The organism is Mesorhizobium sp. M1A.F.Ca.ET.072.01.1.1, from assembly GCF_004023325.1.
Classification (GTDB): domain Bacteria; phylum Pseudomonadota; class Alphaproteobacteria; order Rhizobiales; family Rhizobiaceae; genus Mesorhizobium.
Window position 1 is genome coordinate 1 of record NZ_RZSF01000246.1, and the last position, 10416, is coordinate 10416.

At 61.5% G+C, this 10416-nt stretch carries 9 protein-coding genes; 8 read left to right on the forward strand and 1 reads right to left on the reverse strand.

The window, feature by feature from the left end; genetic code table 11:
- Positions 1 to 1201: 1201 nt before the first annotated feature.
- Positions 1202 to 2242, reverse strand: coding sequence for a hypothetical protein (locus EOA32_RS26650; RefSeq protein WP_128373296.1), 1041 nt, complete (start codon positions 2240 to 2242; stop codon positions 1202 to 1204).
- A gap of 547 nt (positions 2243 to 2789) precedes the next feature.
- On the opposite strand from EOA32_RS26650, the gene EOA32_RS26655 reads away from it, so the two are divergent.
- The 8 genes from EOA32_RS26655 to EOA32_RS26690 all read left to right on the forward strand — a co-directional run.
- Entirely contained in the window at positions 2790 to 3029 is a 240-nt protein-coding gene (locus tag EOA32_RS26655) for a hypothetical protein (protein WP_128373297.1), read from the forward strand.
- 5 nt (positions 3030 to 3034) lie between these two features.
- Entirely contained in the window at positions 3035 to 3232 is a 198-nt protein-coding gene (locus tag EOA32_RS26660; protein WP_189407389.1) for a hypothetical protein, read from the forward strand.
- A 91-nt stretch (positions 3233 to 3323) separates the two neighbouring features.
- Positions 3324 to 4346 carry an ABC transporter substrate-binding protein gene (locus EOA32_RS26665; protein ID WP_128373299.1) on the forward strand — a complete coding sequence of 341 codons (1023 nt, stop codon included), beginning with the start codon at positions 3324 to 3326 and terminating at the stop codon, positions 4344 to 4346.
- Positions 4347 to 4419: 73 nt separating this feature from the next.
- Positions 4420 to 6903, forward strand: a complete 2484-nt coding sequence (locus tag EOA32_RS26670) for an ATP-binding cassette domain-containing protein (RefSeq protein ID WP_128373300.1) — start codon at positions 4420 to 4422, stop codon at positions 6901 to 6903.
- Positions 6900 to 7940: an ABC transporter permease gene (locus tag EOA32_RS26675; protein WP_128373301.1), complete on the forward strand. Its 1041-nt coding sequence runs from the start codon at positions 6900 to 6902 to the stop codon at positions 7938 to 7940. The genes EOA32_RS26670 and EOA32_RS26675 overlap by 4 nt, the downstream gene beginning before the upstream one ends.
- 109 nt (positions 7941 to 8049) lie before the next feature.
- Positions 8050 to 8877 carry a phosphogluconate dehydrogenase C-terminal domain-containing protein gene (locus tag EOA32_RS26680; protein ID WP_128373302.1) on the forward strand — a complete coding sequence of 276 codons (828 nt, stop codon included), beginning with the start codon at positions 8050 to 8052 and terminating at the stop codon, positions 8875 to 8877.
- Between the two features lie 239 nt (positions 8878 to 9116).
- Positions 9117 to 10058: a D-ribose ABC transporter substrate-binding protein gene (locus EOA32_RS26685; RefSeq protein WP_067325557.1), complete on the forward strand. Its 942-nt coding sequence runs from the start codon at positions 9117 to 9119 to the stop codon at positions 10056 to 10058.
- 81 nt (positions 10059 to 10139) lie between these two features.
- Positions 10140 to 10416: DUF2291 family protein (locus EOA32_RS26690; RefSeq protein ID WP_128373303.1), on the forward strand; the 277-nt coding region annotated here is incomplete at its 3' end.

Consider the following 10416-nt stretch of genomic DNA (forward strand, 5'->3'; position numbering starts at 1 on the left):
GCCTATAAGGCACTGAAATCATTGTAAAATATTTCTCGATATGCTTCCAATTCCGACATAAAAGCCGTCAAAAAATAACGCTATTGATTTTAAAGAGAAAATTGTCGCAAAAATTTTTTTGAGGTTTCACCAACTATCGCTGCCAATCGGCTGATTTTTGCACTGACGGTGTTCGGTCGCACACTCGACTCGATCGCAAAAAGTACCGTCAGCACAATCTATCACTTCGCTGGAGCGATCCATCCATCACAAACCAAAAGAGCTGGCCTGCTCCATTGGCACTTGGTCGCGCCATCATTCATGCAAGCCCCAGTTTCGATCAGGGTCGTTGCGTCGATTGTCGCCCTCCGGCGGGACCGTCTCGGAGTGCCGGGGCTGACCATCCGATCCTGTCCAGTCAAACCGAACGCGCCAACCGGTGCTCTTCCCGCTATTGCTCTTGTAGCCGATGACCTGCTTATGCACCGTGATGCCCGCTAAAACCATCGAACCTGATCCGGTGCCAATGTTAGCAATAAAAACGCTGTCGATCGCGATGATCCATAAGATCGCGCTCTAGAATGAGCGATGGGTTTTTGACCGCTTGTTTCTTCCTCCTTCTCTCCGCGAGTTGCTCCCTAAGTTTGTCTCCTTCGGCAAGATAAGCCTCTGCTTCCGGTGCATTCGGTGGCGTACAGCCTCTCTTCATCGGAAGGCGTCCCTTCTTGTAGGCTGATAGGATCGCCGGTCCTGCGCCCGGAAGAACTCTTTGGCCTTCTCCGCCGCTGCCGCGACCTCCTCTGGTACATAGAAGACAACGGTTAAGTCTTTGACGGCCCGGGAACAGCATACGTAGAACAAACGCGGTGTGATGCCAAAGAATTTCCCGTAGTCGTGCGATCGAGAACGGAGTCCTTACCATCGGCCGATGTTGGCCCTGTCAGCCTCAGAGAGCGTCTATCCTATCGCTGGTGGCGGATTGCCGATGATCGTTTCTGACCTTACAAGCCACAAGCTGTCAGAATGCTCGTTTTCTCATAGCCTACGAATGTTGGCCAACCTGCTGCATTGCTTCTTAGTCCCAATAACCTTTTTTAGGAGGCGGTTCGCCTTCTGGATCGTGAAGGTCGTCCAGTTCAGGAAACAAGTTCTGGTCGATCAAAGCTTGCCGAAGGCTTTCTACGGATGTTCGCTCTTCTAGAACGGCCAATCGCCCCGCCGATCAGATCAGCATTCGTTCGTATTCATCCTTCTGGCTATCAGGACGGGGGACCGCATCAATTGTCAGTTTCAGATCTTCGACCTCGCGTCGGTCAGCCGCAATAGAGCGAAGAAATTCAAGCCGCGCCTCCTCTCGCGCTGCACGCTTCTCTGCGAGGTCGCGGCGATGCTGAAGATGCTCCCTCAGTAGCCGTTCGGCGCGCTCTTTCTCGTCATAGGTTTGTTGGACGTCGAGATTTATGCGGTAGCTTTCGATGATCTGGGAAATCGAGGTCTCAATTTTCCTATGGTCGGTATCTACCCAGTTGCTTTTAACGCCTTGTGCGCGACCAAATATCCGAAATGCCAGCCTGCCAACGAAGACGTTCTCATAGTGTTTCCATCCATAAGATGTCTCGGTCGTCACTCGTTTTTTCGGGCTCGTAATTTCAAAGTCTACTAAAGCGTCATCCTTCTTGAACGCGACACGGCTATTGCGACCCGCGAAGGTGATCCCTTGTGGCTCGATTTGGTGGGCAAGAGCGTTCAGAAAGGCTATCACCCGGTGGATGCTGTCGCGGTGGATTTTTACCCAGCGAACATTCAGTGCTCCCGTTCGGTCAGTGACAGCGCTTGAGAGTTCTTTGGCAAATTCCCGCAAGGAGGAGTGCAGGGGTCTCTCTGGAATTGCGATGGCCGCCAAGTCGCGAGTTTTTGCGGGTGTGTTTGAGCCTTTGGGCGCCTTGCGCTCTTTCTGCAAGGTTTGCTTGGCGGCCCTCGTCGCATTGATCGCGAAAGCGACGTAAGGATTGACGTCGGTGGTCAATCCGCCAATGCGGACTGTTTCAATTCCAGGGTTCTCAATCCTCCATAGCGGTGTCTTGTTGGCGGACTGCCCAGCTTCAATCTTGGCCCAGTACCCACGTCCCGGGACCGGGATCTGATGTCGCAGGCAAATTTTGGCCAGTCCTCGATCCGATATCGCGAATTGATCGGCAAGTTCGGTAATCGGAGTTGACCAAACAAGATCATAGAGTTCCTGGCGGGTTAGGGTGCGTGTCATTGGAGCGTCCATTCCACCATCGACGGCTCCTACTGAACAGGGGAAGAGCCGCCTGCTTACTTTCCCATCTGGTGCAATAAAATGTCGGAATGTAGCTGTAATTTCCGACGTTTTGATACGTACCCGAAACCTTCGTGACACATTGCTGTCGATGGAGACACCGGTCTGACTCAGTGCCGCTTTTTGCCGAGGACAGCGAGAAGTCGCGCCAGTGGTCTGCGTTCGTGGGCCGAGAACCGCTGCTCCTGCGGCCGGCGAATTTCCCGGCCATAATCACGAGCATCGTTGAGTTCGTCCTGCCGCCGCTCGGCGCTTCGGCCTCCGGCGAAAGTTTCGGGCGCCGTTAGCCGCCCAGCGGGCCGAGGACGTAGCACGGAAATGGGTCGAATCGGCGATCGAATTCGCCGCATCGTTTTATTTCGTAGATAGTGATTATCTGCAAGTGGCACGATGAATCGGTGTTCGTGCCGCGCGATTTCTGACAGCGAGATGCGGCACTTCAAAACATGCTGAAGCAGATGGTCGGCCGCGTGTCCTGGACGTGGCGATGCCGCTCGTCCATTCCCGCCACGGTTACTCGGCGGCTGAGGCCGTGGTTGCCACTTACGGCCGGATGCTCGGCTGCCGGTCGGACAAACATGTGTTCGACCTCTACACACATCAGCCACTCGGTCCTGAGCATGTCCTCGCCGTTCATAGCGAGGGCGAGGCCAACTTCGGCGTCATGGCTCGGGGCTACCCGGCCGGCTTCGTCGACGTGAACCTCGGCCGGTGGAACGAGGAATGAGCCGAGTGGACACTGCACCCGACGTGGTGGCCTTCCTGCGCGGGATCGCTGGAGAACTCGCCGATATCCACCGCGGCAGCGACTATTCACTCTGGCGCGGCGAGGCGAAACACCGCGTCGATCAATATCTATGGGGGCCGCGCCGATGGAGAATGACTGAGGACGTGCGGACCGGCTTGCGCAGCAGAGGTATGCTGGTATAACATGTGGATGGTATGGTGTCTACGGGAGGACGCCATAACGGAAGTACAAGCAGGCCGACCGTGTTGGCGGTACAATCTGGGAGGAAGTATCATGAAGTTTGCAATAGTGGCGGCGCTTGCCAGCGCCGCGCTGACCAGCGTTGCGGCGCTGCCGGCGATGGCGTCCCCGGATAAGCCGGTCATCGCGTTGGCCAACGCCTATTACGGCAACACCTGGCGGCATCAGATGGTGGAAGCTTTCGAGGCTTCGGCCAAGGAAGCGAAAGCCGCCGGCCAGATCGCCGATTACATCATCATGAACGGCGATGGTTCGGTCGCACAGCAGAACAGCCAGATCGCCGAATTGATCCTAAAGAAGGTCGACGTGCTCGCCGTCGACGCCGCCTCGGAGACCGCGGTTAACGGTGTCATCGAAAAGGCCTGCAAGGCCGGCATCATCGTCATCTCTTTCGACTCGGTCGCTTCGGCGCCTTGCAACTACCAGCTCAATTTCGATTTCAAGGGTTACAAGGCTGCCCAGGCGGAAGCCGTGTTCAAGATGCTCGGCGGCAAGGGTAACGTCATCCAGGTGCGCGGCGTGAAGGGTTCGGCGCCCGACAACGACATGTTCAACGCGCAGCAGTCGGTGCTGGCGAAATACCCGGATATCAAGGTGGTCGCGACCGTCTACGGCCAGGCCACGGCCTCGGTGGCGCAAGCGGCGATCGCCAACGTGCTGCCCTCGCTGCCGCACGTCGACGCCGTGCTCGGCCAAGGCGGTAGCGACGATGTCGGCATCGCCCAGGCCTTCGTCCAGTATGGCGGCGACTACAAGGACAAGATGCCGGTCATCGAAGGCGGCGGCGGCACCGACTTCGTCAAATGGTGGGCCGAGGAGAATGCCAAGAACGGCTACCAGACCGTATCGATGAACACCACGCCCGGTATCGGCGGGGCCGCCTTCTGGCTCGGCCTGTCGCTGCTCAAGGGCGCCAAGGCGCCCAAGCTGATGATCATGCCGGTGGCGACGGTCGACGCCGGCAACCTGAAGGACTACGCCAAGCTGCCGGGCGGCCAAATCATCAGCCCGAGCTATTCGCTGGATTGGGTCAAGCAGAACCTGCTCAGCAAGTAAGGCAACCAGTCCAGGGATCGGGCGTCGCCTACGGCCGCGCCCGATCCTCGCTTTGCGAAGAACCGGAGGACGAATGTCCCAGCTTGCCGTTGCCGCTCAGGACAGCGCCGCAACCGCGGTGCCTGCTGCGTCTGCCCGGCCAGCCGTCGTCGCGCTCAGCGGGATCACCAAGAGTTTCGGGCCGACGCTCGCCAACGCGGGGATCGATCTTTCGGTCGGCGCCGGCGACGTGATCGGGCTGGTCGGCGGCAACGGCGCCGGCAAATCGACGTTGATGCGCATTCTGTGCGGTGCAATGTGGCCGACGCTCGGCTCGATTTCCTTTGCCGGTGGAGAAATGGCTTTCGCCGATTACGACACCGGCGAAGCGCAGCGGCGTGGTATCCGCATGGTGCACCAGGAGCTGTCGCTCTGCGCCAACCTGTCCGTCGCCGAGAACTTTTTCCTGGAAACACCGGGCGATTCCGCAAGCCGGCCGGGCTGGCGCGCGCTCTACCGCGCCCGTGCCCGCGCGGCGCTGGATGCCGTCTTTCCCGGCAACGGCATCGACGCCGACGCCGAGGTCGGCCACCTCACCATCGCCGAACGGCAGATGGTGGAGATCGCGCGCGCTGCGGCGACGCCGGGCGTCAACCTGATCGTGCTCGACGAGCCGACATCCTCGCTTGATCTCGACCGATCGAAGCAGCTCAGGGCCTTCATTCGCGAGCGGGCGAAAGCCGGGCTCGCCTTCATCTTCATCAGTCACAAGCTGCAGGAAATCATCGACATCGCCACCGAAGTCGTGGTGCTGCGCAACGGCCGCACCGCTTGGCAGGGCCATGCCGCGGACGCTTCGATCGGCAAGCTGGTGCAATTGATGGGCGGCAATGCCGACCCGGTCCACCAGCACGCCGTCGCGGGCGCATCCTCCCAGGACGTGCTGGTGCGGCTCTCCGGGCCGCTGACAGCCGAGCTCGGCCATGGCATCGACATCGTGCGCGGCGAGATCGTCGGGCTTGCCGGTCTCGAAGGCAGCGGGCAAAAGGAATTGCTGCACGCGATCTTCAAGCCCGACCGAAAGCAGCATGCGGGCGTCTCCAGGGGGGCGGAGGCAGGCTTCATCGCCGGCGACCGGCAGAAGGAAGGCGTGTTCCCGCTGTGGAGCGTGCTCGGCAACATCAGCATCGGCGCGCTTGCCCGCCGCCCGGCGCTAGCTGTCGTTTCCGACCGAGCCAACCGAGACACCGCTTCACGTGCGGCAAGCCGCCTGCGGCTGGACGAGAAGCGCTTTCAGTCCAGCATCACCGAGCTCAGCGGCGGCAACCAGCAGAAGGCGTTGGTGGCGCGGGCACTGGTCGCCGACACGCCGGTCATCCTGCTCGACGATCCGACGCGCGGCGTCGACATCGCCACCAAGCAGGATTTCTACCGGCTCTGCAACGAGGTCGCGCGCGGCGGCCGCGCGCTGATCTGGCACACGACCGAAGACGCCGAGCTGCTCGCCTGCGACCGCGTGCTGGTCTTTTCCGGCGGGCGGATCGTCAAGGAACTGGCAGGCGAGGCGATCACCGAGCAGGCGATCGTCGGCGCCTCCTTCGAGCAATCGGCGGACCGGCAGGCGAGCGCCGCGAAGGACCGGACCGCTATGGCGAGGCTCGGGCGCCGGCTGGTCAATTCGGCGCCGTTCATCGGGCTTGCCGCCGTGCTCGCCATCATGATCGCGATCAATCCCGCGGTCGCCTCGGCTTTCGGGCTCGACCTTTTGTTGATGCCGGCGCTGTCGCTGGTGCTGGTGACGGCAGCGCAGATGTTCATCGTCGGCGGCAGCGAGATCGACCTCGGCGTCGGCGCCTTCGCAGGCCTGGTTAGCGTGCTCAGCGCGACGCTGCTCTACGACCAGCCCTGGCTCGGCGCGCTGGCGCTGGTGGCAGCGCTTTCCGCCTATGCGGGCCTTGGCGGCATCATCCAGGCGCGCAAAATCCCGGCGATCGTCGTCACGCTCGGCGCGTCCTTCATCTGGGTCGGCATCGGCTATGCTCTGCAGCCGACGCCGGGTGGTGCCAGTCCCGAGTGGCTGTCGACGCTGTTCGGCTGGTCGATCGGATTTATGCCGACGTCGATCATCTTGATCGCCGCTGTGGCTCTGATCGTGCTCGTCATCGACCGGCTGCCGCTCGGCGTGGTGTTGCGTGGCTTCGGCAACAATCCGGCGGCGATGATCCGCTCGGGATGGTCGCCGACGCGCTACGCGCTGGTGCGCTATCTAATCGCCGGCTTGTTTGCAGGCGCCGCGGGCCTGTCGCTGACGGCCATCAACACGGCGAGCGACATCAATTCCGGCAATTCCTATACCTTGCTCAGCGTTGCCGCCGTGGTGATGGGCGGCTGCTCGCTGCTCGGCGGCACCATCTCGCCGATCGGCGCCGTCGCCGGTGCGGTGACGCTGTCGCTCATCGGCGCGCTGCTCGGCACGCTCAGCGTCAGCAGCGACTACAACGCCGCCACGCAAGGGTTGATCCTGATCGCGCTGCTGACGTTGCGCAGCCTGACCGCCGACCGCAGGAGCGAGCCATGAGCGCATTCGCCGGCTTCGGCATCTGGGCGCAACGGAACCGTTGGATCTGGTCGGCGATCGGCGTGCTTATTTTGTGGCTGGTGCTGTCCGTCGTCACCAACCGATTCAGCCTGTCCAGCCTGTCCGGCGTCATTCTGTCGGCATCCTTCCTGACGGTCGTCGGCATCGGCCAGATGTTCGTGGTGACGACCGGGCGCGGCAATATCGATCTGTCGGTCGCCTCCGTGATCACGCTCAGTGCCTTCGTCGCGCTGCTGACCATCAAGGGCCAGGACGCCAACCTTGCCATCGGCGTGCTCGCCGCCATCCTGCTCGGCCTTGCGGTCGGGGCGCTCAATTCGCTGCTCGTTGTCGGTCTCGGCATTCCGGCCATCATCGCGACGTTGGCGACCGGCTATGTGTTGGCGACGGCGACGCTGCTGTCGAACAAGGCGATACCGGGCTTCGCCGTCAGCCCGGCACTGAAGGAACTGGCGACCGGGCGCATTTCGGGCGTGCCGATCATGGCGATCATCGCCATCCTCGGCGTGGCGGCGACTGCCTTCGTGCTGCGCTACACCGTCTTCGGGCAATTGCTCTCGGCGGTCGGCCAGAACCGCGCCGCGGCACGGCTCGCCGGCATCCGAAACGGGCGCGTGATCGCGTCGGCCTTCATCATCTCGTCGGCGCTGGCTTCGCTAGACGGGCTGCTGCTCGGCGCCTATATCGGCGGCGCATTCCTCGAAATGGGCCAGCCCTATCTCCTGCAGTCGATCGCCGCCGTGGTGCTTGGCGGAACGCTGATCTTCGGCGGCTCGGCGACCGCGCTCGGCACACTCTTCGCCAGCATCCTGCTCGTCCTCATCGTCACCACCATGCAGATCATCGGCCTTCCTCCGGGCGCGCAGGACATCGTGCAGGGCGTTGTCGTCATCTTCGTTCTGGCGCTGGCCGGACGTCAGGCGCAGGCGCGGCGCGCGTTTGTCGAAATCGCAGACGGCGACGATGATGCAACGGCCGACGCGGATGCGAGCGCGGCAACGGCCCACCCGAAGTGAGGGAGCGACAAATCAGCGATTTCTCTTGCCAATTTGGTAGAGTGATTATACCAGTATACAATGTGACGATCTGCATTGGCCGTCGTCTAGAACATCAGGAGCAGGTTAGATGACAACGATTGCGCTGTTCGGTGCGGGCGGCAAAATGGGCTACCGGCTGTCGACCAATTTTTGCGCTTCCCCCTATGCGATCCGTCACGTCGAGATCAGCGAGGCGGGCAAGGAGCGGCTGAAAAGCGGTCTTGGCATCGACACGCTCAGCGTCGACGAGGCGCTCGCGGGCGCCGAAGTCGTGATCCTGGCGGTTCCCGACACGCATATCGGCAAGGTCGCGGCGAGCATCGAAAGCAAGCTGGCGCCGGGGACGATGGTGATCGTGCTCGACGCCGCGGCGCCTTTTGCCGGCCATCTGCCCGAGCGCCCCGACCTTACCTACTTCGTCACGCATCCCTGCCATCCGCCGATCTTCAACGACGAAACCGACATGGCGGCCAAGAAGGACTTCTTCGGCGGCGTCAAGGCCAAGCAGCATTTCGTCAGCGCCCTTATGCAGGGCCCGGAGGAGGACTATGCCAAGGGTGAGGAAATCGCCCGCATCATCTGGGCGCCGGTGATGCGCTCGCACCGCGTGACCGTCGAGCAGATGGCCCTGCTCGAACCTGGTCTTTCTGAGACTGTCTGCGCGTCGCTGCTCGTCGTCATGAAGGAAGCCCTCGATGAGGTTGTGGCGCGGGGCGTCGACCGGCAGGCGGCGCTCGACTTCCTGCTCGGCCACATGAACGTGCTCGGCGCCGTCATTTTCGGCGAAACCAAGGGCGTGTTCTCGGACGCCTGCAACAAGGCGATCGAATTCGGCAAGCCGGTGCTGATGCGTGACGATTGGAAGCGCGTCTTCGAGCCGGAGGAGATTGCCGCCAGCATCAAGCGTATCACGTGAGATCGCCGCTTATCAGATACACATCACCTTAATTAGTGATTGACTCATCATACCAGTTAGCTTTAGCTGTTCAGGCTCGGATCGATGGACGAGCGAAGGAGGCGGGGAGCGACAGCCAGGCCCGCTTCGGGCGAAAGCGGCCAAAGGCTTTCAAAATCCGAGCGGCGCAGCCTGCACCGCCGGACGAATTCAGACAAATGGCCTCGGTCTCCGAGGCAGGTTTTCAATGGGAGGACTTCATGAAGCTTACTCGAAGAATGACGCTTGCGGCTTTCGCCGGCATGCTCGCACTCGGCACCGCGATGCCTGCTTATGCGGCGGACCTGATTGCCATCATCACGCCCTCGCACGACAATCCGTTCTTCAAGGCGGAAGCGGTGGGCGCCGAAGCCAAGGCCAAGGAGCTCGGCTACGACACCTTGGTGCTGGTGCATGATGACGACGCCAACAAGCAGTCGGAACTGATCGACACGGCGATCGGCCGCGGCGCCAAGGCCATCATCCTCGACAATGCCGGCGCCGACGCCACCGTCGCCGCCGTGCAGAAGGCCAAGGACGCCGGCGTTCCCTCGTTCCTGATCGACCGCGAGATCAACGCCACCGGTGTCGCCGTGGCGCAGATCGTCTCCAACAATTACCAGGGCGCCCAGCTTGGCGCGCAGGAATTCGTCAAGCTGATGGGCGAGAAGGGCAATTACGTCGAGCTGGTCGGCAAGGAATCCGACACCAATGCCGGCATCCGATCCAAGGGCTATCACGACGTCATCGACGACTATCCGGACCTGAAGATGGTCGCGCAGCAGTCGGCCAATTGGAGCCAGACCGAAGCCTATTCCAAGATGGAATCGATCCTGCAGGCCAACCCCGACATCAAGGGCGTTATTTCGGGCAACGACACGATGGCGATGGGCGCCTACGCGGCATTGGCCGCCGCCGGCCGCAAGGATGTCATCGTCGTCGGCTTCGACGGCTCGAATGACGTGCGCGACTCCATCACCTCCGGCGGCATCAAGGCGACGGTGCTGCAGCCGGCCTACGCTCAGGCGCAGATGGCGGTCGAGCAGGCCAACGAGTACATCAAAAACAAGAAGTCGCCCGAGAAGGAAAAGCAGCTGATGGACTGCGTCCTCATCAACGGCGACAATGCTCCCAAGCTGGAGACCTTCGCGCTCAAGAACTGAGCCGGCGCGATGCACACTGCGAGGGGCGAACGCACGTTCGCCCCTCGCCTCCATTTCACTTTCCGGGTGCCCTTGATTGTCATGACCAAGCCGACTTGTCCGACCAGGCAGACTTGGCTGATCCTCGCGATAACCGCCGGCATCGGCCTCAGCGCCTGCAAGATCCTGCCGACACAGTCGGCGCAGGGCGGCGACAGCGCCAACAGCTCGGCCTTCAATCCGGATAGAATGGTCGAGGAAATCTGGGCCTCGAAGGTCATCCCCTACCTGCAGCAGAAGGCTGGACCGTTCGCCGAGGTCCATGCGCTAGCGAAGACCGATCCCGCCGCTGCCGGCGCAAAGTACGGCAATCCTAAGA